Source organism: Alkalibaculum bacchi (assembly GCF_003317055.1).
Taxonomy (GTDB): Bacteria; Bacillota; Clostridia; order Eubacteriales; family Alkalibacteraceae; genus Alkalibaculum; species Alkalibaculum bacchi.
Window position 1 is genome coordinate 97,248 of sequence record NZ_QNRX01000001.1, and the last position, 26,170, is coordinate 123,417.

Sequence of the window (26,170 nt, forward strand, 5' to 3'; positions counted from 1 at the left end):
AGCAGAAAGCTGAATGCTGAAAGCGGAAAACTCGCCTTTGGGCGAGAAAAGGACCCATGCTTATGATAATTTAATTCCTAGATCCTTCGTCGCAAGCTCCTCAGGATGACCGTGTAGTAGCTAGAGGCTCAATAGAGATTCGCAGACGATTGCTTTCTAGCTACTTCACAATTGTTCAACTATTGTTCTTTTTCAATTCCATCTGTATTTCCGCTTGAGATTTTCGCATGTAGTTTGGTTCTAGATTGGAATAGGTGGTGGTTACTCCTTTTTTAGCAACATCTAAGGACAAACTGGCTAGAGAGGAAGCCTTTGGCATTCTACTAGATACTGGGGCTACTTTTAGCAAATTTTTGTATTTTTCTAGAGCTTCGTAGGGGATTTTTTTTACGCCATCTCCTAATAGAACCACTCCTTTTCCTTGACCTGTAATGATATTTAAAAGCTCCTCTATAGAATACACAGATTCTTGAGTTAATGCTTGTAAACCTTCTTCTGTCCATTCATAAAAACAAGTGTATACTTGATCCCTTTGTGCGTCAATAATAGGGCATATGATTTCCTTGCAAAAAGGCAGATTATATGCTAAAGCTTCTAATGTGGATAAAGGGATGACCGGTTTATTTAAACTTTGGGCTAAGCCCTTAACCGTAGCTATAGCGATTCTAAGCCCTGTAAAAGAACCAGGTCCTACTGTACAGCTAAATAAATCTACATCTTTAAGTTCTAAACCTGAATTTTTTAGCACCTCTTCGATTAAAAGCATAAGCCTTTCTGAATGATTTTTTTTCTTAGAATGTATGGTAGTTTCACTATATAGTTTTTCTTCATCTGCTATTGCAGCAGTTGCAACTACAGTTGCAGTATCTAAGGCCAATATTTTCATAATATTCCTACTTTCTACGTTATACTTCATAAATGAATGTCATAATACTCTAAGCCTTTAAGAAGAAGGCTTCTCTTATTAAAATCTTCTGCCTTATTTAACGTAATCCATATCTTTTTCTGTGGTAGCTCATGAGCAATAATATCTGCCCACTCAATAATAATCACACTATCATCTCGGATGTACTCCTCAAAACCCATTGCAGATAATTCATCGTAATCACTTACTCTATAAATATCAAAGTGATAAACGAAACAATCATCTAGATGGTATTCGTTGACTAATGTATAGGTAGGGCTCGTTATATACTTGTCTTCTACGCCTAAGCCCCGAATGATTCCCTGGGATAATGCGGTCTTGCCGGCTCCCATTTCACCTTCGATACACACAATAGAACCAGGAGGGAGTTTTTGGCCTAGAGCAAATCCAAACTCATAAGTTTCCTCTGACGACTTGCTATTTATTTTCATTTGTTCTCCTTTCGTCAATAAGCGGAAAGCAGAAAGCAAAAAGCCGAAAAAGCAATTTGCTTTCTGTCAAATAATCTTTCCTTTGGAATTTCTGCTAAAGAGATGTTACATTTCGAAATAAATGAATTCCTAAGCTTATCTTATGATCTACTATTGGGAGCTACATCTACTTCAGTAGTATTAATACGATATTTCTTAGTATACTCTTTGCCATTAGGGTCTGTGCCTGTAAAAACTCTGTAGGCTTCTATGGTTTCAAGCATATCTTTATCATATACGTTCATCATGACTGCATCAAGACCTTTGGCTAAAGCCATTGCAAAATACGTTCGATCTAGCACCCTTCGGTTAGGTAAACTAAAGGACACATTAGCAACACCTAACATAGTCTTTACTCCTAGTTTCTTTATCTGTTCTACTACTTGTAGGGTATCCATCAAACTCTCTCCGTGTGTTTTAGCAGGAAGAGACAGACAGTCTACGATGATATCCTTTTTATCAATGCCATATTCTGAAGCCCTTTGAATAATCTTTTTAGCAATCTCAACCCTTTCTGAGGCCTTTTCGCAAATTCCCCTTTCATCAAAAGTCATTGCAATAACTAAAGAACCGTATTTTTGCGCAATTGGGAAGATCTTCTTCATACTCTTCTCTGTACCATTGACAGAATTAATGATTGCTTTTCCTGGATATACTCGCAAAGCTGCTTCAATGATTTCAGCGTGAATGCTGTCAATTTGAAGTGGTGCGTCTACGCTTGAAGCGATTTCTTCTATTCCACAAAGCATAGCCTCCATCTCGTCAACTCCAGGAACGCTAACATTTAAATTAATAATTTGTGCGCCACATTTTTTTTGTTTTCTAGCAGTGGAATAGAAAAAAGAATCCTTCTTATTTAAAAGAGCATCTGTATACTCTTTTCTTCCGGTTGGAACTAAGGCCTCACCCATGATGGTAATCCCTTCAAATAAGATGGGGTTTTTTGGTGATGCTGCAATGGTAAAATTTTTCTTTTCTTGAAGATTTAACTCCACATTTTGTAATAGTTTTTTACATTCTGCAATATGAAGTGGTGTTGTTCCGCAACACCCTCCAACTATGGATACTCCCATATGAACCATCTTTTTCATATTTTCAGCAAATGCCTTTTCATCAATATCATAGTGAGTTTGATTGTCTACTACTATTGGAAGCCCAGCATTAGGCTGCGCAATAATTGGTGTAGAAGAATAAGCCACGATCTTTTCAACTATAGGAAGTAATTGTTCTGGGCCAAAGGAACAATTAATGCCTATAGCATCTACTCTTAAACCTTCCAATACAGCTACCATAGTCACTGGATCTACACCAAACATGGTTTTTCCGTTTTTGTTAAAAGTCATCGTGCATACAATTGGTAAATCGGAATTTTCTTTTGCTGCTAAAACGGCAATTCTTGCTTCTGAAATATCCGTCATAGTCTCAACTATAATGAGATCACAACCTGCTTTCTTTCCAGCTAGAACTTGTTTTTTAAATTGTTCATACGCTTCATCAAAGGTCAAATCTCCAATAGGCTCCATCATTTTTCCTAAAGGTCCTATATCTAATGCCACATAAGCGTCTTCTGCTACTTCTCTAGCATTATGAACCCCTGCAGTAATAATCTCTTCAAGGGAATAATTGCTCCCCTTTAACTTAAAGTCATTGGCTCCAAAAGTATTGGTAGTAATTACATTTGCTCCAGCATGTACATATTCTTTGTGAATTTTTTGAATGAGTTCTGGTTTCGTTATATTAAGTTCATCTGGAATCTTAGCTTCTGGTGCCTCCGCTTGAATCCTCGTTCCCAAAGCTCCATCAAAGATGAGTAATTCCCGTCCTAATTTGTCTATTATATCCATTTTTCTATTCTCCGCCCCTTCTTTTTTAAAATATTTAATAAACTTATTAACTTATTAAATATTTTTCATCTTTCAACAAATCATATATGTATTATAACAATATTGTGCTTTAAAAAAAACTTATTTCAACTATTGTTCAATAGTATTTACAAAAATTGTAATCAAAAATCTCTTTATATCTTTGATTCAATACTACAAAATATTACCAGATTATTTTTTTGAAATAGATACAAACTATAACTACACCAACAAATAAAGGAGGCAACAAAAATGAGTAGAAGAAAACAAAAAGCAGGATTAGAAAATTTTAAACAAGAATGTGCTAATGATTTAAACATTAATTTGAAACAAGGCTACAATGGAGATTTAACTTCTAAGCAAGCTGGCTCCATTGGTGGAGAAATGGTTAAGAGAATGGTTCGTTCTTACGAAGAAAAAAATATGAATAATCAATAATAAAAAATGTGCCTTGGTTGCTAGTCATTAGTTTCTAGTCACTAGCACTAATGTATTTCTTTAGGGTCTAAATGCTTCATTTACGCTTAAGTGTCTAATAAATCATTAAATCCTAAAGTAAAATTTTCAATAAAAGACATGAAAGCGTCCCTCTATGGGACGCTTTCAACATTCTAATTTTCGAAATTTATTTATGTAATATAGGAGATACTTTTTTATACATTAACATAGTGATAATAGAAATACCTAAAGTTTTTAATATATTAAATGGTGTAATTCCGTATAATATTAATGTTAAATAGTCTTTTATAGCCGGATTCACTACAGAGCCCATTCCTACAATTGCTTCCATTGGCATCATGGTCTCGTAAAATGGAAGAGTAATATAATAGTTTACAAATCCTGCAATGATAATCATGCTTATGGCTCCTACTGTCAATCCAGTAATTGCATTTTTCTTTGTTTTCTCACGTTTATAAATCATTCCTATAGGAATGACCCAAGCACAACCTATAAGGAAGTTTGCCAATTGTCCTACCCCACCTGTTTCCGATCCTTTTACAATAAGATGCAAAATATTTTTGATGAACTCGATAAGTACACCAGCTACTGGACCCATAGAAAAAGCACCTAGTATAGCGGGAATATCGCTGACATCAATTTTTAAAAACGCTGGAAATAACATAGGAATAGGAAAATCAATATACATTAAAATAAATGCAATTGTACTGAGAACTGCTATTCTCACCAAATATTTTGTTTTGTTGCTAGCCATAATAAAGCCTCCTTAAATTATAATTGGAATAATTACTCTCATGTGGATAAGAAAGCGCCTTCGGCACTTTAGTCGTTCATCTTTAATCCTTAGCATTCGGGCATTCCTTTTGGGTCAAAATCCTTCGCTTGCGCTCAGGATGACTAGGAAAGAGCTAGGTCAAAAGTGGGACTTTCGTATTCAATAAAAAACCAGCTCTCAATTACTCAAGGGCTGGTTTTATACTAACTTAATATTAACGTAAGTCAAATATTAATCCTCTCTCATCCAGACTTTACTGTCGGTCTTGGAATTGCACCAAGTCAACCTAAAAAGGCTCGCGGACTTTACCGCCGGTCGGGAATTGCACCCTGCCCTGAGAATTTAATTATTCTTTTATGAGATAACTATAACATACTCGGCATAAGAGTGCAATGCCTTTTTAACTATAGTCGAACGGTTGTTTTTTAACAGTAGTTAAACCATTGTTGAACAGTCGCTAGACAGTAGTCAAACAATGGCTTAACCATAGTTTAACTATCGTCCCACTATTGCTCTTCTTTCATACTAAGTGAAATTCGTCCTCTCTCTACGTCTACTCCTATGACTCTTACTTTGACAATATCGCCTACTGCCACTACATCCATAGGGTTTCTGACAAATTTATCGCTTAATTGTGAAATGTGCACTAATCCATCTTGATGTACTCCTATATCTACAAAAGCGCCAAAGTCAATTACATTACGTACAGTTCCTGTCAGTACCATACCTTCTTTAAGGTCTTTTACTTCCATTACTTCTGTCTTAAAGATTGGTCTATCGAATTCATCTCGAGGATCCCTTCCTGGTTTTTGAATTTCTTTTAGGATATCCACAAGGGTTAGCTTTCCAATGGACAAATCATTAGAGAACTGTTCTATATTTACCTTACTAAAGGCTTTACCTATTTCAGAATATTTTGTTCGTATATCTTCAATTTTATAATTGAAATGATCTAAAAGCCTTATTGCATCTTCATAAGATTCTGGATGCACGGCAGTATTATCTAAGGGATTTTCGCCTTCTGAAATCCTTAAAAAGCCTGCCGCTTGTTCAAAAGCCTTGTCCCCAATTTTTTTTACCTTTTTTATGGTAGCTCTATTTGTAAAAGGACCATTTTCTCTTCTATATTCAATAATATTTTGAGCAGTTGTATTGTTAAGACCAGAAATATTTTTTAAGAGAGACACAGACGCTGTATTAATATCTACTCCAACGCTGTTCACCACGTCTTCAATGACTCCATCTAATGATTTTTGAAGCTCTTTTTGATTTACATCGTGTTGATATTGTCCTACTCCTATGTGCTTTGGATCGATCTTTACCAATTCAGCTAAGGGATCTTGTAATCTTCTAGCAATAGAAATAGCTCCTCTTAAAGATACATTGATATCTGGAAATTCTTCATTGGCTAATTTTGATGCAGAATATACAGATGCCCCTGCTTCATTGACTACTAGGTATTCTACTTTTAAATTGTTCTTCTTAATAAAACCTGCCACAATGATTTCTGATTCCCTAGAAGCCGTTCCATTTCCTATAGCAATTAATGTAATAGCGTGGTTTTTGACAAGGCGTAAAAGGGTCTTTTCAGATTCTTCAATCTTATTCTCAGGAGCAGTAGGATAGATCGTAGCCGTATCTAAAAGTTCTCCAAATTCATCTACTACAGCTAGCTTGCAACCTGTACGAAAGGCTGGATCAAAGCCTAAAACCACCCGACCTTTTACTGGTGGCTGCAATAAATAGTTCTTTAAATTAGTGGCAAATACCTTTATAGCTTCTTTTTCCGCTACTTCAGTAAGGGTAGAACGGATTTCTCGCTCTATTGAAGGAAAAATAAGTCTCTTATAAGAGTCTTTTATAGCATCTATCATAAATTGATTTGTGTGTTCATTTAAGAGTTTGCTGTTTAAATACTGCAAAATTCTTTCTTCATCCATCTGAACCTTTACATTCAGTATGCCTTTTTTCTCTCCACGATTCGTTGCTAGTACTCGATGATTTGCAATTTTATTTACTTTTTCAGAGAAATCGTAGTACATCTCAAATTCTGTGATCTCTTCCTGCGATTTCTTCGAGTAAGTGGATGTAAGAAAACCATATTCAAAGACGAATTCACGAATCTTTTTACGATACTCAGCCTCATCAGATATATCCTCAGCTATAATATCCATAGCTTTGATTACAGCGTCTTCTCCAGTTTCAATTTTCTTTTCAAGATCAATGTATTTCTTACCTTCTTGAAGAATCTCTTCATCTGTGGATATTTGCAGTCGAATAAGCGTAGCGAGTGGCTCTAAACCTAATTCTCTAGCTATAACGGCCCTAGTCTTTCGTTTTTGCTTATACGGAAGGTATAAATCCTCAACTTCTTGGAGGATTCCCGCCATTTCGATTTTTTTAGTTAGTCCATCTGTCAATTTACCCTGGTTTTCAATAGAACGGAGGACTTCTTCTTTTCGTTTTTCTAAATGCCTTAAATACATTAATCTTTCATCTAATTCACGAAGAGTAACATCATCTAAATTTCCAGTGGCTTCCTTGCGATATCTAGCAATAAAAGGAATCGTATTTCCCTCGTCGATGAGATGAATTGTAGTCTCGACTTGATTTCTTTTTATATTAAATTCTTTTGTAATTTGTTCTATAATCTTATTCAAATAGTAAAACTCCTTTTTTAGTCTCTAGTCAATAGTCATTAGTCACTAGCTTGCATGTATTCCTTTTGAGTCTTATATGCTACCTTCGGGTAACTAAGTGCTAGAGACTAGGGTCTAATGACTAAAGACTAGCTTTGAGGTATTCATTTATAAATAGCTCCAAATCCCCGTCCATAACAGCTTGCACATTTCCCGTTTCTGCATTCGTGCGATGGTCCTTGACCATGCTGTACGGATGGAATACATAGGACCTGATTTGATTTCCCCAAGCAATTTGTCCGTATTCTCCTTGGATATCTTCTATTTTTTCTTTGTGTTCTCTCTCTTTGATTTCTACAAGCTTACTTAATAGCATTTTCATAGCTGTCTCTCTATTTTGAATCTGAGAGCGTTCGTTTTGGCATTGAACGACGATGCCTGTAGGGATATGAGTAATTCGAATAGCCGATTCCGTTTTATTGACGTGTTGACCACCTGCCCCACTAGATCTATAGGTATCGATTCTTAAATCATCGGTATTTATCTCTATATTACTATCTTCTTCTATTTGAGGTGTAATATCTACAGAGGCAAAGGATGTATGCCTTCTACCGGAAGCATCAAAAGGAGAAATTCGAACTAATCGATGTACACCTTTTTCACTTTTTAAATACCCATAGGCATTATTCCCCTCTATTGATACTGTTACACTTTTTATTCCAGCTTCATCCCCTGGTTGATAATCTAAAGTTGTAACTTTAAAGCCTTTCTTTTCCGCCCATCTCAAGTACATTCTAAGGAGCATTTCAGCCCAGTCGTGAGACTCTGTCCCTCCAGCGCCAGGGTGTATGGAGAATATCACATCATTAGCATCGTACTCACCACTTAATAGAGTTTCTAGATTAAATTCTTCAATAGCTTTTTCTAGTTCGTCCATAGAAGATTTCAAATCTTCCTCTAAATCCTTATCTTCGCTTTCTTCTATTAATTCTATTAGTAAGCTAATATCCTCTAATTTGCTCTCAAGTCCAGCAACTTTTTCCCATTTATCTTTAAGAGCGCTAGATTGCTTTAGTATTTTTTTTGCATTTTCCTGATCATTCCAAAAGTCAGGAGCATTCATTTTTTGCTCTAACTCATCAATTTCAAATTTTATCTTTGACAAGTCAAAGTGAATCCCTCAATTCTTTAAATATTTCATTTGCTTCTTTATATCTACTTTTATACTCCTGTATATCCATACTTTTTCACCTCTTATAGATTATTTCCACAGCATCGCTTATACTTCTTGCCACTACCGCAAGGGCAAGGGTCATTTCTTCCAACCTTGTCTTTATTGACAATAGGCTTATTTACCTTTTCGTCTTTATTGGTCGTCACCTGAGACAAATCTGTAGCTTCCCTTTGTTCTACTTTGTCCTTTCTTACATCAATATGGAACAAATACTTTACAGTATCTTCTTGAATGCTTTGATTCATCTGTTCGAACATATCAAAGCCCTCTTTGGTATAAGCAACAACTGGGTCTATCTGGCCATAAGCTCTTAGTCCAATTCCCTGTCTCAATTGATCCATATTGTCGATATGATCCATCCATTTGCTATCTACAACTCTCAATAAGACTACTCTTTCAAGCTCTTTCATCTGGTCTATACCTATTTCTGCAATTTTTGCTTCATAGGCTTTTAAAGCTTTATCCATTAAAGCTTCTTTTATCTCATCTTGAGTAATATCATTCTCTTCAAATGTCAGAGTGCCCTTTTCTAAAAATATAGATTCACAATGTTCTACTAATCCCTTTAGGTCCCACTCATCTGTATGTTGACTAAAACCAGTATATATGCTGATGCTGTCATCGATAAGCCCCTCTAACATCTTTAGGATTTGCTCGTGCACATCTTGTCCTTCTAATACAGACCTTCTCTGAGAATAGATGATTTTTCTCTGCTTATTCATGACATCATCATATTGTAAGACATGCTTTCTGATACCAAAGTTTTTGCCTTCTACTTTCTTTTGAGCATTTTCGATACCCTTGGTCAGCATTCGATGTTCTATTGGAACATCTTCCTCTAAACCAATAGTGTCTACTAATCCTAAGATTCTTTCCGATCCAAATAATCTCATTAGATCGTCTTCGAAGGAAATAAAGAATTGTGAAGAACCTGGATCCCCCTGCCTTGCAGCACGACCTCTTAATTGATTATCAATTCTTCTACTTTCATGTCTTTCTGTACCTATAATGTGTAAACCGCCTAGTGATTTTACTTCTGAATCTAAGACAATGTCCGTACCTCTACCTGCCATATTTGTAGAGATGGTAACGGCATTTTTTTGTCCTGCATTACTAACGATTTCAGCTTCTTTCTCGTGGTATTTTGCATTTAATACTTCATGTTTTATGCCTCGTTTTTTTAACATGCTACTTAATTCTTCTGATTTTTCAATAGAAATGGTACCCACTAATATTGGCTGACCTGTTTTATGCCTTCTTTCAATTTCATCCACTACTGCTTTAAACTTAGCTTTTTCAGATTTGTAAAAGGCATCATTAATATCTTTACGAATCATATCTTTATTTGTTGGAATGGACAATACATCCATATTATAAATAGATTTAAATTCTTCTTCCTCTGTTTTAGCTGTACCTGTCATACCGCTGAGCTTCTCATACATTCTAAAATAATTTTGAAAGGTAATTGTCGCAAGAGTTTTAGATTCCCTTTCTACTTTTACATTTTCCTTAGCTTCTATAGCTTGATGAAGCCCATTACTATACCTTCGCCCCTCCATAAGTCGCCCAGTAAATTCGTCGACGATGACAACTTGACCATTTTGTACTACATAATCTTTATCCCGTTTCATAGAATACACTGCTTTTAAGGCTTGATTAATATGATGAGACAATTCCATATTTTCCATATCCGCTAAGTTCTCTATACCGAATTGTTTTTCTGCTTTTTCAACTCCATTTTCTGTCAATGTTACTGAATCAGCCTTTTCGTCAATGGCATAATCTTCTTCTTCTTTTAATCTCTTTACAAAGCTGTCTACGATATTGTAGAGCTTTGTACTCTTATCTCCACTTCCTGAAATAATAAGAGGAGTTCTAGCTTCATCAATTAATATACTATCCACTTCATCCACAACAGCATAGTGAAGTTTTCTCTGCACCATTTGTTCTAAGTGGACCACCATATTATCTCTTAAATAATCAAAGCCAAATTCATTGTTTGTCCCATAAGTGATATCTGCACCGTAAGCTACTTTTTTTTCTGCAGAAGTCATTCCATGTACGACTAAACCTACTTTTAGCCCTAAAAATTCATGGAGTTTACCCATCCATTCACTATCTCTTTGAGCTAAATAGCTATTGACCGTAACAATGTGCACTCCTTTTCCTGAAAGGGCATTTAAATAAGCTGGAAGGGTAGACACAAGAGTTTTACCTTCACCTGTCTTCATCTCTGCAATATTTCCTTGATGAAGAACAATTCCACCGAGCAATTGAACTGGAAAATGCTTCATCCCTAGAACTCGGTCTCCAGCTTCTCTAACGACAGCAAATGCCTCTACTAGAAGGTCATCTTCACTTTCCCCATTAAGAAGCCTGCTTTTAAACTCACTCGTTTTATCCTTTAGCGCTTCATCCGTAAGCTTTTTCATTTCTTCGTCTAAATCAATAATTTTATCAACAGTTTTCATTAATCTCTTTACTTCTTTTGCATCTAAATCACCAAATATTTTTTTTAGCAATGACATATTTACACCTCTTTGTTAGGATTATGTTTTAGTTGGATTTGTAAGTTTTTTATTGCTTATCCATACTGCAATAATCTTAATGAATTCAATTCTAAGCCTGCAGCTATTTATGCAATTTTCTGTTCAGATAGTATATCATAAAAAAGACTTGTTTACATTACAAGTCTTTTTTCCAAAAGTTAATTTTTTTACCACCAACAGTAATCTCAACCAAAGTATATCCTTCGGCTTTCCTTTTTTTCATTTTTTTCATCAATTCAATTCTGTCACTATCCGTAAGATTTTGAAGCATATGGTTCTCCTCTTGAGGCCTTTCTCCTTTATCTTGCAAATCAATATGGGATAGCTCTAATTCTTCTATATTATTATCCTCAGTATCATTGACCTTTACAGATTCTTCTCGGTTTACTTCTTCATGATGAATAGGTAATTGGTAATTAGGATTTTTCTTGATTTTACCATCTACAATGATAAACTGATTTGTAGTATCAATTTCTTCATAATTCGTTTCTTGTTTTTCTTTATACGGATTCAAATCAACTTGAGGTGTTTCATCTACTAATGGCTCATTTTCCTCAATATTATTCATTTGATCAATATCTTCCTTTTCTATTTCTATAGTATCTTCTTTTTCTTGGTTGTTTGTACTATCAAATTCCATCAAATCATCTTGAGAAGATTCATCTTCTTGCCAAGGCATAACCACTGTAGCATCATTTAGGGTAATTTCCTCTCCTACGCTTTGCTCCTCTTGGACACTTGTTGCTTTGCTCGTATTTAAGACAATTGTTTCTTGGCTATGACCTTCTATATCTTGTTCTACCTCTATTGCCGTCTCTCCTTTTGCAGAGTTGATTTTTTGTTCAAACAACAGCATTTCTTCTAGGGAGTCCATAGGCTTAAAATTTTCATAGCAGCTATTCTCTTCTTCTCCCTCGTCTATCTCATCTCGATCTTCTGAAAAAATCATAAGAGATTGAAGTAAACCAAAAATTCCGACAAACATAACGATATCACCAATACTGTAAATATTGTTAAACAAACTCAGCGCTTTCGGTAAACCAAAAGGTATAATATCTGCCAAAATTCCCAGCAAAGTACTTGGCTCCAATAACTGATGGGTTCCTACTTTAGCCATCAATAATTCGGACAGGGCAGTAGCATCTAAGCCTATTTTTTCTGCAGCATCTAGTGACACGGGCATTCTTCCTCCGTTTAAGAAAATCACTATAAAATTGAGTACAATTCCTAAAGTAACGAGAATAAACCACTTGTTATCAAAATTACCCATTAAGCCAGCAAATAGAATAATGTAGCTGACAAAATGAATTAAAACATCATAATTTTGAACAATCTCTATATTGTATTTATAAGCAAAATAAATGCCTATTTGCATAACAAATGACAATAAAATCAATGGCACAAGTTTTATTTTATAATGCATTAAATTCTTTAGACTACCTTTTTTTATATATCCAAATATAATCGCAAGAGTAAATACAGCAATAATCATATTTTGAACCTACCTTTATTATATAATACTAAAAATTTATCCACTACAAAGGGATCTAATTTTTTACCGGACTCGTCTTTTATTATATCAATGGCTTGTCTATTTGTCATGGCTTTTCTATAAGGTCTATCTGTAGTTAGAGCATCGTATATATCCGCTACAGAAATAATCCTTGCCTCTAAAGGGATCTCTTTTCCTTTTAACCCATTAGGATACCCTGTTCCATCATACCCTTCATGATGTGATTGAATGAATGTTGTGGCCATTTTTAAAAAGCTAATACCATCAAGGATATTGACGCTTTTTTGAGGATGTTGTTTTATGGCTTCATATTCTTCCTCTGTAAGCCCTCCAGGTTTATGTAAGATGCTATCTTCTACTCCTATCTTGCCTATGTCGTGAAAAATTGCAGCGTATTGAAGCTGCTGTATATCTACTTTTGAATGACCTATTTCGTTAGCAATCATAATAGAGTACTTTTCTACCCTCTCTGAATGACCTTTTGTATAAGGATCTTTTTCTTCTAGGGCAGAAGATAATGCCTTGATAGTGGACAAATAATTTGCCTGCATATCGTACACTAATTTAAAAGAATATCGTATAAGCATATAAGGAAAAAAGAGAATCAAGACCATTTCTATCCCAGTTTTTTGGTAGGTCATAACGATGATAATGCTGACTGTAGATAATCCAAAGAAATTTGGAATAACGCCCTTAAAGTTCTCTCTAAATAGAAGTATTGGGTCAGCTTCCGAACTTACTATCATAAATGTCGTAATCAACATTACATCCATTAGGATATACAATATACCTGAAATGAACATGGGTATAATAGAACCTTGTTTGAATTCTAAGCCCTGGTTTAAATATATAAAGAGCAATGAGGACAACCCGCTACTAATAATATAAGCATTTAAATTACCTAGGGTTTTATACCATGAAATATTAAAAAAATATTTTACTTCTCCATCCATCTTATATACTGAAAACAAAATACTAGCAATAGCACAGAGTAAACCTTCGCTAGGTCCAAATAATATGGCTACAGATAAGACAATGCCAAAAGTGAGGGTCACACCGCCTTTATTAGGCGTGAAAATAACCACCGATTCTGTAATAATTGCAAATACAATAAATAACAACAAATGAAAATTAAAATTTATAGGAAATTCTTTAAAAATAATGAAAGAAAGAATGACTGAAATAATGCTTAGGCCTAATAATATATGTAATGTTATTGCATTGACTTTTCTCATGTAAATCTCCTTATATATTAAAGCCGGCATACTTTTATGTAATTTTGTTTAAACGATTTTGTGTATTAGCACCATTTGACGCCAGCGCCGCCAGCTACAAATAAAGTCATGATAACCAAAAGTACTTGGATTATTTTAGCCTTCATGTAAATGCCCCCTTATATAAATAATGGGACTGTTTTCCGCTAAATAAAACAATCTAATCCGCTTCGCTCAAAAGTATGCCAGCCTTAATTTCTCATGGAATAACTCTAATTTGTCGATTTATAGAATTTAATACTGCCTTTATAATAGCTGTATTGATATCGCTTTCAACGATGCACTTTCCAACAAAAAGTTTCTCTCTTTGTTCATACATCTCATATAAAGCCAATAGTACCACTTCTCGTCCAGCTATAGATACCAGTTTTATTTCCTCTAAGATGAATTTGACTTTATAATTTAAAAATATTTCAATAGCGTCTAAAGTTGCTTCTGCAATTAATCTATTAATTTGAGAAGTACTCCTAATTCCTTCGCTTTTCCCCTCATACGTTTTACCATCACATTCTAGTGTAACTTTTGCTTTGGCTTGCATATTATAACTTCCGTATTCAACGGAGCCAATTTGCAATCTTTGGCTCTGAGGAGTTTCCCCTTTTTCATATATCTGGGCAATGCTTATGATTTTATGATCAACTTTTATATTATATTTAGCCATAAGAAGGGATTCGACATCTCGAATAATTTGCTTCACAGACCTTTGATTATCAGAAAGAATATGTATTTCAGTAATTATATGTGACTCATTGACTACTATACGAGAGCACATTACGCCAATGACTTTACCTATAGATTCTTCCACATTTTGAATATCAGTGCTTTCCATTTCAACAACTCCTAAATTATAGATATATATAATGATACCATTAAAATACCATATAATGATATAAAAAAACACAAATCATTAAAAAATATTCTAATAAATATACAGCTATATGCAGTCAAATAGAAAATTTAAGTTTATACTATATGAATGATAGTTGAACGATGATAAATAGTAGTTAGGTGATTACTTAAAATATTGAAAACAGGTACGTTTAGATTTTTATAGTTAGTGCATTTCACAAGAAAGTGCCATGGGGTGTATTAGTCTCTAGCGTATTCCTTTTGGGTCAAGATTCTTCGCTTGTGCTCAGGATGACTGGGTAGGAGCCCATGTCAAAAGTAGGACTTTCCTATTACATTACATCAAAAAAGAGCAAAGCGAAAAGCTTTGCCCTTTAACATTTTGAACTATTTAGATGGTCGGCTCGATTAATCCGTAATTGCCATCTTTTCTCTTATATACTACATTTACTTCATCGCTTTCACTATTTAAGAAAACGAAAAAATTATGTCCTATTAAATCCATTTGAAGAGAAGCTTCTTCTGGTGACATCGGCTTTATTGGGAATCTCTTTGTCTTTACAATTCGATTTTCTTCTTGATTGTTACCACTTTCAGGAATAGAGTCGAATCGAATAGTAGCTTGTTCTTTGTATTTTCTTTCAATTTTTGTTTTATGTTTCCTTAGTTGTCCTTCTAATTTATCAACAACTTTATCGATAGAGCCATACATATCGTCAGTAGCTTCCTCAGCTCTCAAAAAAGAACCATTAATTTTAATTTGTACTTCTAAAATATGCATATTCTTTTGAGTACTAAGAGTTGCAGTTGCTTCCACCTCAGGAACGAAGTATTTGTCGAGCTTAGACAATTTCTTTTCCAACATATTTCTTAACCCTTCAGTTACTTCGATATTCTTCCCATATACTATTACTCGCATAATAACAACTCCTTTAAGAAAATATAGTGATTAGTTAGTATTATTATTATACCCCTAAAGAATATGACAAAACATTTTTGTTTGTAGTAAATACTTCATTATATAAAAGGAAATTATTGGTAAATTTAAAAATTAGGTGGACAGGTAGTCTGAAAAAAAGCTGAATGCGGAAAGCGGAAAGCGGAAAAAAACTCGCTGTAGGCGAGGTTGTGTAGGATCCTTCGTCGCTTCGCTCCTCAGGATGACTATGTAGAAAATTATATTATAGTAGAAATTAGTACCTTAATGATAACTTTAAAATCGTTTTTTAGATACTTAAACAATTGTTTAACTACCGTTTAACCATTGCTCAACAATCGTTTAACAACTGTTTTTACTTACAACTTAAAGCTTAAAACGTAGAACTATTACCGCCTTAGCTGACCTGGTCTTTGCCCCCACACTCGCCAGCTGGAAGTTTAGCTAGGGTTCGCCTTCACAACTCCTTCTCTCAATTTCTTAATTGGCTGGTCTTACATCTAAGCCGCACCATGCTCAGTATGCTCTTTTGGCTTACCTTACGTGGATCGTTTTGCCTGCGACTGGCATCGATTTTCAACCACAGACCTAAGGCGTCCTTTTATTATACTAACTTAAAAGGAAAAAAGTCAAGATGAAAGTGCCAAGGCACTTTATCGATCAGCAACCAGCCGCCAGTCACCTGTACTCTCGGGCTAAGCTTTGCGGGTCAAAGATCCTTCGCTAGCGCTCTAGGATGACTCGGCAGTTGCTAGGGCCAAAAGCGTATGTTTCCTAGTATAGAAAGCATATGCCACCAAAGGTAGCTTGTCTGTTTTGCTGACCACGTGGGAGTAATACCCGATTTATCTAGCCCGAAGAATAAGAGAAATCGAGTGGCATTACCCCTGTCAAGGTGGGCAGGTTTGTAGCGACTAGAAGGAGCTAGAAACCCGCAACCTACGACAGACCACCTGACCACCTGACCACCTTATCAATCTTGTAAACGAGCACATTCTCATTTTCTGTGTTTTAGTTGGATATTTTACCACAATTATTGTATACTACTTTTGTAGAACACTTTACGTTATCCATTTAAGTAAAATAGGAGGTTTTGTAATGGCTTTAGTAAATTCTAGAGAAATGTTTAAAAAAGCTTATGAAGGAAATTATGCAGTAGGGGCGTTTAATGTCAATAATATGGAAATTGTTCAGGGTATTATGGCTGCTGCTCAACAAGAAAATGCACCTGTTATCTTACAAGTATCCGCAGGAGCTAGAAAATATGCTAGCCCAATTTATTTAAGAAAGCTAGTAGAGGCTGCAATAGAAGAGACTGGTCTTGACCTTGTTCTTCATTTAGATCATGGTGAAGATTTTGAAATATGTAAAGCTTGTATCGATGATGGCTTTAGCTCTGTCATGATAGATGGATCAAGATTTCCACTTGAAGAAAATATTGCATTAACAAAAAAGGTTGTAGAATATGCTCATGATAAAGGAGTTACAGTAGAAGCAGAATTAGGAAAGCTTGCAGGTGTAGAAGATGCAGTTAAAGTTGCTGCAAAAGATGCTACGTACACAGATCCTGACGAAGCAGTAGAATTCGTTGAAAGAACAGGCGTAGACTCCTTAGCTATTGCTATTGGCACAAGCCATGGAGCTTATAAATTTACAGGAGATCCAACTTTAGACTTTGATCGATTAGCTACTATCACAGAAAAATTAAAAGGTTTCCCATTAGTATTACACGGTGCTTCTTCTGTACCTCAAGAATTTGTAGAACTAAACAACAAATACGGCGGACAAATTCCAGGCGCTCAAGGTGTACCTGAATCTATGCTTAGCCAAGCTGCTAAACTAGGTGTATGCAAAATCAATATCGATACAGACTTAAGATTAGCTCTAACAGCTTCTATCAGAAAGACTTTCGTAGAAAGTCCAGCTGAATTCGATCCAAGAAAATATTTAGGACCAGGTAGAGATGCGATTAGAGATATGGTAGCTCATAAAATGAGAAATGTATTAGGTTGCTCTGGTAAAAAATAAAGAAGAAGCTTCAATATTTTAGCCATCAGCCACCAGCCACTAGTGCTCTAAGCCAGGGGCTTGGGTCAAAAGTAACACCTGCATATAAAATGGCTCAAATAGTTGCATTTTCTCAAAGTAGCAAAACAGAGACAAAGGGGACAGATTTATAAATCTGTCCCCTTTGTCTCTGTTTCCCCTTTGTCACCACTGAAATCTTAATGTTTTTCCGCCTAAATAATTACACTTTTTTCCTTGATAGCTTTCTCTTTTTTTCATTTCTTCTTCAATCATATCCTTAATCTTCCACCAACTAGTATTCCAATTGCAAAAAAGAGTGTTTTCCTGTGGCGCTCTGCCTATAAGCCTTTGTATGGATATATTAGGTTTCAAATATTCTAAAAACAATATCACTCTGTTAATGTAATTATCCAATGAGACTATTTCAAACTCATTATTCATATATAATTCAGCCATCCTTGTGTGTTTTTCAATATAAAGGGCATGAGACTTTATAGAGTCTATATTTAATGCAGATATGATTTTTGCGCTCTCAATTACATCTAATTCATTATCCCAAGGCAAATTTAATATTACATGAGCACATATATCAAAACCATAGCTCTTCACCATAAGAGCTCCATCAATAAATTCCCCTAGGGTATGACCTCTATTGATCTTATTTAATGTGTGGTAATTAGCTGTTTGCAAACCCAGCTCTATGGTAATATCTAAATTATTTTTCGTTGAAACATCTTTGAGAAATTCTAGATACTTTTCATTTATAGAATCAGGTCTAGTGGATACAGAAATACCGACTATATTCTCCCTGACAACTTGCACAATATGCCTTTTAAAGTCTTCTAAAGGTAAATAAGTATTCGTGTAGTTTTGAAAATAAGGAATAAATTTTTTTGCCTTATACCTTTTAGATATATACTCAATATTTTTATCTAGTTGTTCACTAGAACTCAGACTATTTGGCAAATTTTCATAACCTACTCCACTCTCACCACAGTAAATACAACCTCCCGTAGAAATATTTCCATCTCGATTTGGGCAAGAACAAGGTATGCTAATAGGAATCTTATAGACCTTTTCTCCGTACTTTTCTTTTAAATAATGTGAGTAATTATTATACAATTTCATGTTTTATTCCTCCGTTGAGAAGTATTATAACACAGTAAAGTGCCTTTGGCACTTTACTGTGTTATAAGTTCTAACCACATCAGAGTTGACTTTTTGTTTTTCCTGAACACCTTTTACAAATTAAAAAAAGCAAAGCGCTAGCTCTGCTTTTTTACTCTATTCATAATAAATTGTTTTCTACATTATTTCATTAGTAAAGGCAAATTTTACGAGAAAGCGTAGGCTCTATATTCCTCGGGTAATGGTTCATCGCTTGTGACGCTTACTATAAATGTTACATCGTACTTTTCGCTAAGGAGGTCTATTCCTTTAAAGAGTTCTTCTAAATCATCTAATTCTTCAATCTTTGCAATGCGAACTAAATTATCAACAAATATTGTATCGATGTCGTAATTGCCAGCAATCAATCCGTTAAGAAATCCAAATAATACGGCCGGTGTGTAAATATAAAAGTCGTTTGTGCTCACATAACGTATGCTCTTATTTATTTTTTCTCGGTACTTTTCTCTGTCGTTTATGAACACAATTTCTCCAGTTGTCTCTTTGATTTTCTCATTTGCAAAATCAATGATTTTCTTGGTTTTTCCACTTCCTTTTGGACCAGAAATAATTCGAACCATCTTAGACACCTCTTTCGCCTTTTTATTATATTATAGTATGTATTCGAGTACATTTCAAATAAAGTTCAAGAAAAGATCGAAATACCTACTACATTTTACATAAATAGGATAAAATTAAAAAATTCACCTTACATGGATCTTCTTTAAATATAAAATGATTAACTCCTTCTATAACTTGAAGTTTTGACATAGGTATATGGCGAGCAATAAGTTCAGTATGTTCTTTTTTGACCATATCTTTTTCTCCTACTAGAACTAAAGTTGGGCACTGTATCTTTTTTAACTCTCCAGGATCAAAATTTGGTTGACATACTATCAAATCTAATAAACTTGCTTTTTTCTTTGCTCTTTTGCTAAACCCAGAAGTAATCTTACACAACAAATAAGCCATAACAATAGGTACCTGACTTGCCATTTTTATTCCTGTAGGATATAAATTAGCTCCAGCTAGAACTAGTTTTTTAATTCGCTCAGGATATTTTAGAGCAATCTGTATGGCAATATTTCCTCCATCGCTAAATCCTATAATATGAGCTTGCCCAATTTCCAGCTCATTCATAACAGCTATGATATCATTTGCCATAAATTCAATAGTAAGGGGGTACATCCCAAAGGAGGAACGGCCATGACCTCTACTATCGATGGTCACTATTTTATATAGTTTAGAAAAAGGTTTTATTTGCTTATTAAAAGTATGCCAATCTTCTCCATGTCCATGAATGAGTATCATTACGGGTCTATCTTCTTCTCCAAAAACTTGAAAATAGATATTTGCAGTATTGGAAAATACATACCCTGTCTTATTTGGACTCACAAAATTTCACCTCAGATGTGATTATTACTATTCGCTTTTATTATAATATATAGAAATCTAAACCTCTACTAATTAAATCCTACAAAATAGTCTATAATATTTAATAACTCGTAAAAAATTTGATTCTTTATAAATTATCTAATCACCTTTTCGGGAATCTTATAGAAATTTTTACCTTAATATACTATAATTATTTTATGGGAGGAGGTAATTTATATGAGTGAAACTTATTTAAATTATTTTAAAGATGCAATTACATATCAACTAAAAGAACTTGAAGAACAAATCCCAATATCCATTAAAGATATTACTTGTCCTGTACGCAATGAATTAGGCCAAAATATCGACCTAGTATACATGCGACTTTTTAGACTTGCACTTCGCGATACTTATGGGAGCAAATTGTCTAGCTCTTTATTGTACGAAGCTGGAAGACATACGGCAATTAATAATTTTAAGTTTGTATCAATAGATGATATAGTAAATACCCTTAATGATCTTTCCATTGGCGTAATGAAAGTTGTTTATAATAATGGAGAACATATTATATTTCAAGAAGAGGAATGTGCAATTTGCTCGGGTATGCCTACTACTGATGAAGCACTGTGCTCTTTTGAATCTGGCTTTTTAGCAGGCGCCTTATCTTGTATTATGAACAAAAATGTAGTAGTTGAAGAAACAGAATGTTGGGGTCTAGGTGATCAAATCTGTCAATTTGAAGCATCTATTATCTCAGACACCCCTCCTAAATCTGATGAAAAGATGAACACCCTTGATCTTATTGCAACTCTTGCATCTAGGTCCTCTAAAGCAATAGCACTTAATAAAGAATTAAAAAAGAAAAATGACATCTTTAGTAAACAATTAGAATTTGCCCAACGAATCCAAAAGAAGATTATCCCTCATATGGATGCTTTTAAATCAGATTACTATAACTTCTACTCTTATTTAAAGCCTTTTAGAGAAGTGGGTGGAGATTTCTACGATTTCTTTTTTGATAAAGATAGCAATAAAGTTGCCATTGCAATTGCTGATATGGCTGGTCATGGTATTGATGCAGCAATGATTACGGGCATGATTAAACTCACTCTTAAACATTGCAGCAAAAAAAAGGGTCTTTTATGCAAACCAAGTAAAGTCATGGCATTTATAGAGGCAGATATATCGGACGTGGTACCAGACAACTTTTTTAGCATGATTTATATGGTCTTTGATCCGGACAAGCAATCTATTCGCTACTGTAATGCTGGACATCCTTCTGCCATACTGTACCGTAAAAAACAAAATATCATGCAGTTCCTGCATTCAAACCAACCCTTAGTTGGGCTAAGCCAATATATTGACGACTATCCTTTTGTTCAACAGTCCATCCTATATGAAAAAGGCGATCAAATTTTTCTATATACAGATGGAGTAACAGAACTGCGAAATAGATATGGAGAGTTTTACAAGACAAGTACTTTATTAGACATTATTCGAAACTCCAAGGACTTGTCTATATCCACAGCTTGTGAGAATATCATAGCCAGTTTAAATGAGCACAGGCAAGAAAGAGATTTTGAAGATGACATGTGCTTACTAGGAATACAATTGTAATCTAGTGACTAGCCATTAACCGCTAGTCACTAGTATCATGGTATTCCTCTAGGGTCCTTTTGCTATCAAAGGTAGCATTACGGTTTTTGGTTTTAAGATTTAGCTTACCACCTTATGTAGAACGATATAAGGGACGATTTCACACGATTTGATGAAATTCGTCCCTTATATCTTGTACTCAATCTCCATGCAATTTCCTTCCTGAAGCTAATCTTCCAAGGTGTGGTTTTATTAAAGATCAATCTATACTTTTAAGTGGTCACGCGTTACCTCTAATCCACTCCATAATGTAAACAGTTTAGACTACTTCCTAATTCCGTTTTAGGTTCCTTAATAATCCTTAAAGATTATTGGAGGATTCATCTGCTTATTTACCTACTGCTATTTTATAGATTAGCTTAAAAGCTTTGATTATCTTTTTATGAAACCTGTTACCTTGTACTGATAATATACCCTATTTTTTGAGGATTAAACACAATATTTTATTTTTGGAGTTAAAAACATCTACAAGGTTTTAGCCATCAGCTGCCAGCTATTAGTCACTAGTCTTTAGTCCCTAGCATTAGGGGATTCCTTTTGGGTCAAGATCCCTCGCTTGCGCTCAGGATGACCGGGTAAGAGCCAATGTTAAAAGCAGAGATTTCCTATTAAAAAACACTAGCGACTCTTGACTAGCCGCTAGTGACTAACGCGCCTAAGGCGCGTACTTAATGCCATTCCAGTATACTGTGTGTTCTACCTCTGCTTCTTCTGGGAACTCTACATCTTTTAAGGCCCACTTTTTAAATTCTTCAAAGCCAGTTCTGTCTACAATGTATCCGATGTGCTCTTTTCCACCTGGGGCATCTTTAGCAATATACTCTGTAACGTAATCATAAGTGTTTAATATGATTTTTACGATACTTTCTTCATCAATCCATTTAACAAAGTTTTCTCCTTGGCGAGGGTTTTTCTTGCCTGTTCTACCTAGAAGAGTTAATCTATAATATTTTTTATCACTGCGAGTCCATGCACCTGTTGGGCAATTTAAAACGCACTCACCACAACCTATACATTTTTCATGATTTCTTTCTACCTTATAATTCACCGTTTCTAAAGCGTTTACGGATTTCTTTAGGCATTTTTTCACGCAAGCACCGCAGTTGACACATCGGTCCTTGTCATATTGAGGCTCAGTCATTCCGATAATTCCAAAATCATGCATTCGCACTTTTGCACAATCATTATGGCAACCTGTTAGGGCAATCTTAAAGTGTAAATCATTTGGAAATATGGCTTTTTCAATTCGCTTAGCAAATGCAGATGTATTATAACATCCATAGGGACAGACATTATTTCCGATACAAGCTGTTACATTACGAGTTCCTGAAGCATTATAACCCTCTCCAGGATTTTCTTGATTAATATCCAATCCTTCAATAATTGGTTGTAATAGCTCGTTGACTTTTGGCATATCTTGATATGCAATACCAGGTACTTCAAAGCCCTGTCTCGATGTAATATGTACCGTTCCATTTCCGTATGTTTCTGCAATATTTTGTATCATAGACAAAAATTTAGCATCTAAATGACCACCAGGAACTCGAATTCGGGATGCAGTGATTCCCCTATGTTTTGTTACACGAAAAGCGTTCTTTTTTAATTGTTTTGTATTCATATCCATACTAGCTTCTCCCCCCTAATCCAATAATTGGCGACCTTTTGTATAATTAAATACTGGGCCATCTAAACACACATACACGTCATCGATTTTACAGTGACCACATTTACCTAGACCACAACACATTTTTCTTTCTTGTGAAATCCAAATGTTTTCTTCTTTAAATCCGATATCTAGTAGACCTAATGTTGAAAACTTCATCATCGGAGGCGGTCCTACGACGACAGCTACTGCTTCTTCTATATTTTCAAGTTGTAGTTTTGGAATATATTCTGTAACCATGCCTACATTGCAGATAAATCCTTCTTCAGCACAATCTACAGTCAAAATAACGTCCATAGTTTTTTCCCATTTTTCAAAATCTTTTGTAAACAAAATATCATCAGGGCTTTTAAATCCTGCAATGAAAGTAAGAGACTTAACTTCATCTTTATGATCGCTAAAATAATCTATTACCCCTCTAATAGGAGAAACACCTGTACCACCAGCTACAACAACTAAATCTTTTCCCTTATACTCTTCAATATCAAAACCATTTCCGTAAGGTCCTCGTAAAAACAATTTGTCTCCTACATAATGCTCAAAAATTTCATCTGTTACTTTACCTACTCGGCGTACGGTCAAATCTACAGTTCCTTCTCCTATCCCACTTACAGAGATTGGGGCTTCTCCAAACTTAGGAATAGAGACTTCAAAAAACTGTCCTGGTTTTACAGGTCCTGTATAGGTCATTCTAAAGGTGTATTCAATATCTGTATGCTTAATAACTTCTTTTATTTCTGATTGAAATGGAATATATTCATTTTGCATTATTTAGACACCTCCTGTATTGCATCTTCTAATTTATTGAGGATTTTAGAATAAGAGATATATTCTGGACAAACATCATCGCAACGGCCACAACCTGTACACATGTGATAGCCATTTCTCTTTTTAAAGTCATACACTTTATGCAATACTTTAAAGCGCATTCTTTGACCATTTTTCTTTCGGTAGCTTCCGCCGCCTGCTACATCTGTAAATCCATCAACCATACAGGAAGCTTGAACTCTTCTACGCTCACCAACTTTGCCATTGTCTGTGTAGAAGATATCCTGCATTGTAAAGCAAGTACAAGTAGGACATGAGAAATTACATCTACCACAATTAATACAACGGCTATCGTATTCATCCCACATTGTGGAGTTAAAAATGTCTAGTGTAATATTTTCTGGAATAGATACTCTTGTCATTGTTTCTGTTACGTGCGCAGGAACTACTTCCTCTATGCAAGAGCTATTAGCTGAAAGGAGGTCTTCCCAATCATTGTTTTTATTATCTATGCAGACTGTATCTCCTTTTCGTTCTAATGAAGCATCATAATCTTTTGATTCATTGGTACCCATATCTACGCAGAAGCAACTATCAAATGCACTTTCGCAGCCTATTAGCACAAATTTCACTTTATCTCTTAGTCTCTTATAGTAATAGTCTTCTGGACCATTATGTAAATAAATCTCATCTAGTCTTTTTACACTGTGCAAATCACAACTTCTAAGTAGTACAATTGCTCCTTTTTTTGGTGAATCTGCCTCTTTCACTTCATCTTCTGTAAAGAAGAAAAGGGTTTCTGATAGGGGAATAAGAATCTCTTTAAAAGAAAAATCGGATTTTTCATTTAATTCAATTTCCTCTACCTTTTGTACTTCTCCATAGCGTATGACGTCCGTATCTGAAAAAGCTCCACCTCCTACAAAACGCTTTGGGGCATAAATTACATTTTCTTCAGACCATTGCTTGAATACATCATTGGCTTTTTCCAGTGTCAAATGATAACCCATGTTTTACACCTCTTTCTTTTAATTTAAAGTCCATTTAGGACTACTTGCTCACTAGGTTTGTTTTATATGTTTGTTTTTTATTTTTCAAGTATAGTATATAATTCTAGAACAATGTTCACAGTGATATTTATCACGAACTTAATATTTTTTATTTTACCACTAATTTGCAACTATCAAACACAATTTATCTATTATTTTACTATTGTTCAAGAGCTTTTCCGACTTTTTTCCCTGCTATTATATAATAAGGAATGGCTAAAAATAAAATTCCGCCTATCATATTCCCTATAGTTACAACACCAATATTGTACAAGTATCCCCCTAAAGAAATTGCAGTTCCATGAGGAGCTAATAGCCCAATAGTTAAAAGAGTCATATTAGCGATGCTGTGTTCAAACCCTGATGTTATGAATGCAAATAAACAGAGAAAAATCATAATCAATTTGCCGCTCTCTGATTTACATCTAGTACTGCTCCAAATAGCTAAGCATACTAATATATTACATAGAACTCCTTTTAACAGAAGGGAAATCAGCGGAATGCTCATTTTTGTTGCTGACATTGCAGCAACAAACTCGCCAATTGGTCCAGTACTAATACCTGCCCCCCAGGATAGAATAGCTAAAACAATTGAACCTGCCCAATTGCCAAGGTAGCATACGATCCAAACTTTTATAGTGTCTTTCCAAGAAACCGTGCCCATTAACGCACCTGTGCCTATGACGAAATTATTTCCCGTAAACAATTCTGCCCCTGCAATTACTACTAGACTTAAGGCAATGGAAAAAGACACCCCCATAATGATTTTAGTATAGGGCCCACCTTGAAGCATCCCCCCAATAGAATGAATGAGCAATACGCCAAACCCTACATAGGCTCCACCTAACATAGATGCAATAAAATAGCCCAAAAGATTACCTTTCATAAAACTGACTTTTGCTTTTGCTGCCTTTGAAACTAGTTTTAAATCCTCTTCATACATTTTAGCTGTCCTCACAATCTATGTTTGTCTTTTATT

Annotated in this window: 21 protein-coding genes and 1 riboswitch; of the genes, 3 read left to right on the top strand and 18 right to left on the bottom strand. The window is 34.9% G+C overall.

What is annotated here, in order from left to right; all coding sequences use genetic code 11:
• Window positions 1–175 precede the first annotated feature (175 nt).
• From tsaB to DES36_RS00465, 3 genes are all read right to left on the bottom strand, one after another.
• A complete protein-coding gene (tsaB, locus tag DES36_RS00455; protein WP_170128117.1) occupies window positions 176–886 on the bottom strand; it encodes a tRNA (adenosine(37)-N6)-threonylcarbamoyltransferase complex dimerization subunit type 1 TsaB in 711 nt (236 codons plus the stop codon).
• 26 nt (window positions 887–912) lie between these two features.
• Entirely contained in the window at window positions 913–1,356 is a 444-nt protein-coding gene (gene tsaE / locus DES36_RS00460) for a tRNA (adenosine(37)-N6)-threonylcarbamoyltransferase complex ATPase subunit type 1 TsaE (protein ID WP_113919256.1), read from the bottom strand.
• Between the two features lie 140 nt (window positions 1,357–1,496).
• Window positions 1,497–3,239 (bottom strand): homocysteine S-methyltransferase family protein, encoded by a 1,743-nt coding sequence (locus DES36_RS00465; protein ID WP_113919257.1) that lies wholly within the window; start codon window positions 3,237–3,239, stop codon window positions 1,497–1,499.
• A gap of 270 nt (window positions 3,240–3,509) precedes the next feature.
• On the opposite strand from DES36_RS00465, the gene DES36_RS00470 reads away from it, so the two are divergent.
• Window positions 3,510–3,695, top strand: coding sequence for an alpha/beta-type small acid-soluble spore protein (locus DES36_RS00470; protein ID WP_113919258.1), 186 nt, complete (start codon window positions 3,510–3,512; stop codon window positions 3,693–3,695).
• Between the two features lie 187 nt (window positions 3,696–3,882).
• On the opposite strand, the gene DES36_RS00475 is transcribed toward DES36_RS00470, so the two are convergent.
• From DES36_RS00475 to hpf, 8 genes are all read right to left on the bottom strand, one after another.
• The gene (locus DES36_RS00475; protein ID WP_113919259.1) at window positions 3,883–4,470 is read right to left on the bottom strand and encodes an ECF transporter S component; all 588 of its coding nucleotides are present in this window, start codon (window positions 4,468–4,470) and stop codon (window positions 3,883–3,885) included.
• A gap of 251 nt (window positions 4,471–4,721) precedes the next feature.
• A riboswitch (FMN riboswitch) is annotated at window positions 4,722–4,837 on the bottom strand.
• Between the two features lie 160 nt (window positions 4,838–4,997).
• Window positions 4,998–7,151: a Tex family protein gene (locus DES36_RS00480; protein WP_113919260.1), complete on the bottom strand. Its 2,154-nt coding sequence runs from the start codon at window positions 7,149–7,151 to the stop codon at window positions 4,998–5,000.
• 121 nt (window positions 7,152–7,272) lie between these two features.
• A protein-coding gene (gene prfB, locus DES36_RS00485; protein ID WP_423230740.1) for a peptide chain release factor 2 occupies window positions 7,273–8,371 on the bottom strand; the annotation gives its coding sequence in 2 pieces (ribosomal slippage) (window positions 7,273–8,310 and window positions 8,312–8,371; 1,098 coding nt in all).
• 13 nt (window positions 8,372–8,384) lie between these two features.
• Entirely contained in the window at window positions 8,385–10,892 is a 2,508-nt protein-coding gene (secA, locus tag DES36_RS00490; protein ID WP_113919261.1) for a preprotein translocase subunit SecA, read from the bottom strand.
• A 157-nt stretch (window positions 10,893–11,049) separates the two neighbouring features.
• Window positions 11,050–12,405, bottom strand: coding sequence for a DUF5317 domain-containing protein (locus DES36_RS00495; protein WP_113919262.1), 1,356 nt, complete (start codon window positions 12,403–12,405; stop codon window positions 11,050–11,052).
• A complete protein-coding gene (locus DES36_RS00500) occupies window positions 12,402–13,661 on the bottom strand; it encodes an HD-GYP domain-containing protein (RefSeq protein ID WP_170128118.1) in 1,260 nt (419 codons plus the stop codon). Before DES36_RS00500 ends, DES36_RS00495 begins: the two co-directional genes overlap by 4 nt.
• 238 nt (window positions 13,662–13,899) lie before the next feature.
• Window positions 13,900–14,529: a hypothetical protein gene (locus DES36_RS00505; RefSeq protein ID WP_113919264.1), complete on the bottom strand. Its 630-nt coding sequence runs from the start codon at window positions 14,527–14,529 to the stop codon at window positions 13,900–13,902.
• Window positions 14,530–14,940: 411 nt separating this feature from the next.
• Window positions 14,941–15,468 carry a ribosome hibernation-promoting factor, HPF/YfiA family gene (hpf, locus tag DES36_RS00510; protein ID WP_113919265.1) on the bottom strand — a complete coding sequence of 176 codons (528 nt, stop codon included), beginning with the start codon at window positions 15,466–15,468 and terminating at the stop codon, window positions 14,941–14,943.
• Window positions 15,469–16,584: 1,116 nt separating this feature from the next.
• On the opposite strand from hpf, the gene fba reads away from it, so the two are divergent.
• Window positions 16,585–17,514, top strand: coding sequence for a class II fructose-1,6-bisphosphate aldolase (fba, locus tag DES36_RS00520; RefSeq protein WP_113919267.1), 930 nt, complete (start codon window positions 16,585–16,587; stop codon window positions 17,512–17,514).
• Between the two features lie 183 nt (window positions 17,515–17,697).
• Here the strand turns inward: fba and mnmL are convergent, their stop codons facing one another.
• From mnmL to DES36_RS00535, 3 genes are all read right to left on the bottom strand, one after another.
• Window positions 17,698–18,642: a tRNA modification radical SAM protein MnmL/YtqA gene (gene mnmL / locus DES36_RS00525; protein ID WP_113919268.1), complete on the bottom strand. Its 945-nt coding sequence runs from the start codon at window positions 18,640–18,642 to the stop codon at window positions 17,698–17,700.
• 206 nt (window positions 18,643–18,848) lie between these two features.
• On the bottom strand, window positions 18,849–19,262 hold the full coding sequence (locus tag DES36_RS00530; protein WP_113919269.1) for a hypothetical protein: 414 nt from the start codon (window positions 19,260–19,262) through the stop codon (window positions 18,849–18,851).
• 88 nt (window positions 19,263–19,350) lie between these two features.
• The gene (locus tag DES36_RS00535) at window positions 19,351–20,076 is read right to left on the bottom strand and encodes an alpha/beta fold hydrolase (protein ID WP_113919270.1); all 726 of its coding nucleotides are present in this window, start codon (window positions 20,074–20,076) and stop codon (window positions 19,351–19,353) included.
• Window positions 20,077–20,292: 216 nt separating this feature from the next.
• Between DES36_RS00535 and DES36_RS00540 the strand changes: the two genes are divergently transcribed.
• Window positions 20,293–21,672, top strand: coding sequence for a SpoIIE family protein phosphatase (locus tag DES36_RS00540; protein WP_113919271.1), 1,380 nt, complete (start codon window positions 20,293–20,295; stop codon window positions 21,670–21,672).
• Window positions 21,673–22,366: 694 nt separating this feature from the next.
• Here the strand turns inward: DES36_RS00540 and asrC are convergent.
• The 4 genes from asrC to DES36_RS00560 all read right to left on the bottom strand — a co-directional run bounded on the left by asrC (window position 22,367) and on the right by DES36_RS00560 (window position 26,134).
• Entirely contained in the window at window positions 22,367–23,335 is a 969-nt protein-coding gene (gene asrC, locus DES36_RS00545) for a sulfite reductase subunit C (RefSeq protein ID WP_113919272.1), read from the bottom strand.
• Window positions 23,336–23,350: 15 nt separating this feature from the next.
• Window positions 23,351–24,142, bottom strand: coding sequence for an anaerobic sulfite reductase subunit AsrB (gene asrB / locus DES36_RS00550; RefSeq protein WP_187387036.1), 792 nt, complete (start codon window positions 24,140–24,142; stop codon window positions 23,351–23,353).
• On the bottom strand, window positions 24,142–25,152 hold the full coding sequence (gene asrA, locus DES36_RS00555; protein WP_113919274.1) for an anaerobic sulfite reductase subunit AsrA: 1,011 nt from the start codon (window positions 25,150–25,152) through the stop codon (window positions 24,142–24,144). The genes asrB and asrA overlap by 1 nt, the downstream gene beginning before the upstream one ends.
• A gap of 199 nt (window positions 25,153–25,351) precedes the next feature.
• Window positions 25,352–26,134, bottom strand: coding sequence for a formate/nitrite transporter family protein (locus DES36_RS00560; RefSeq protein ID WP_113919275.1), 783 nt, complete (start codon window positions 26,132–26,134; stop codon window positions 25,352–25,354).
• Window positions 26,135–26,170 lie beyond the last annotated feature (36 nt).

What these genes read in the sequence shown, in the direction of transcription:
- DES36_RS00540 (WP_113919271.1), top strand. Translation starts at nt 20,293, where the DNA reads ATGAGTGAAACTTATTTAAATTATTTTAAAGATGCAATTACATATCAA.
- DES36_RS00470 (WP_113919258.1), top strand. Translation starts at nt 3,510, where the DNA reads ATGAGTAGAAGAAAACAAAAAGCAGGATTAGAAAATTTTAAACAAGAA.
- DES36_RS00475 (WP_113919259.1), bottom strand. Translation starts at nt 4,470, where the DNA reads ATGGCTAGCAACAAAACAAAATATTTGGTGAGAATAGCAGTTCTCAGT.
- DES36_RS00560 (WP_113919275.1), bottom strand. Translation starts at nt 26,134, where the DNA reads ATGTATGAAGAGGATTTAAAACTAGTTTCAAAGGCAGCAAAAGCAAAA.
- DES36_RS00465 (WP_113919257.1), bottom strand. Translation starts at nt 3,239, where the DNA reads ATGGATATAATAGACAAATTAGGACGGGAATTACTCATCTTTGATGGA.
- DES36_RS00495 (WP_113919262.1), bottom strand. Translation starts at nt 12,405, where the DNA reads ATGATTATTGCTGTATTTACTCTTGCGATTATATTTGGATATATAAAA.
- DES36_RS00530 (WP_113919269.1), bottom strand. Translation starts at nt 19,262, where the DNA reads ATGGTTCGAATTATTTCTGGTCCAAAAGGAAGTGGAAAAACCAAGAAA.
- tsaE (WP_113919256.1), bottom strand. Translation starts at nt 1,356, where the DNA reads ATGAAAATAAATAGCAAGTCGTCAGAGGAAACTTATGAGTTTGGATTT.
- secA (WP_113919261.1), bottom strand. Translation starts at nt 10,892, where the DNA reads ATGTCATTGCTAAAAAAAATATTTGGTGATTTAGATGCAAAAGAAGTA.
- hpf (WP_113919265.1), bottom strand. Translation starts at nt 15,468, where the DNA reads ATGCGAGTAATAGTATATGGGAAGAATATCGAAGTAACTGAAGGGTTA.
- asrB (WP_187387036.1), bottom strand. Translation starts at nt 24,142, where the DNA reads ATGCAAAATGAATATATTCCATTTCAATCAGAAATAAAAGAAGTTATT.
- DES36_RS00505 (WP_113919264.1), bottom strand. Translation starts at nt 14,529, where the DNA reads ATGGAAAGCACTGATATTCAAAATGTGGAAGAATCTATAGGTAAAGTC.
- asrA (WP_113919274.1), bottom strand. Translation starts at nt 25,152, where the DNA reads ATGGGTTATCATTTGACACTGGAAAAAGCCAATGATGTATTCAAGCAA.
- asrC (WP_113919272.1), bottom strand. Translation starts at nt 23,335, where the DNA reads ATGGATATGAATACAAAACAATTAAAAAAGAACGCTTTTCGTGTAACA.
- mnmL (WP_113919268.1), bottom strand. Translation starts at nt 18,642, where the DNA reads ATGAAATTGTATAATAATTACTCACATTATTTAAAAGAAAAGTACGGA.
- fba (WP_113919267.1), top strand. Translation starts at nt 16,585, where the DNA reads ATGGCTTTAGTAAATTCTAGAGAAATGTTTAAAAAAGCTTATGAAGGA.
- DES36_RS00500 (WP_170128118.1), bottom strand. Translation starts at nt 13,661, where the DNA reads ATGAGAAAAGTCAATGCAATAACATTACATATATTATTAGGCCTAAGC.
- tsaB (WP_170128117.1), bottom strand. Translation starts at nt 886, where the DNA reads ATGAAAATATTGGCCTTAGATACTGCAACTGTAGTTGCAACTGCTGCA.